At 68.4% G+C, this 275-nt stretch carries 1 pseudogene; it reads left to right on the top strand.

Annotation, left to right across the window (positions count from 1 at the left end):
- Positions 1–275 (top strand): annotated as a pseudogene (locus RHSP_RS08410) (hypothetical protein); the annotation flags it as partial.

The following is a 275-nucleotide window of genomic DNA, read 5'->3' on the forward strand; positions in this document are numbered from 1 at the left end:
AGAACATCAAGGTCACGCGCACCGGTGCGGACGTCACCATCGCCACCGCCAATGACCTGACAGCGACGAGCCTCACCACCGGCAACAGCAAGCTCGACACCAGCGGGCTGACGGTGGCCGACGGCACGAACACGACGAGCTATGGCGCCAACGGCTTCGCGATCACCAACGGGCCGAGCGTGACGGTTGCCGGGATCGACGCCGGCGGCAAGACGATCACCGGCGTCGCGGCGGGCAGCGTGTCCGCGACCTCGACCGAGGCGGTGAACGGCTCA

Origin of the sequence: Rhizobium freirei PRF 81, from assembly GCF_000359745.1 — a bacterium.
GTDB lineage: Bacteria > Pseudomonadota > Alphaproteobacteria > Rhizobiales > Rhizobiaceae > Rhizobium > Rhizobium freirei.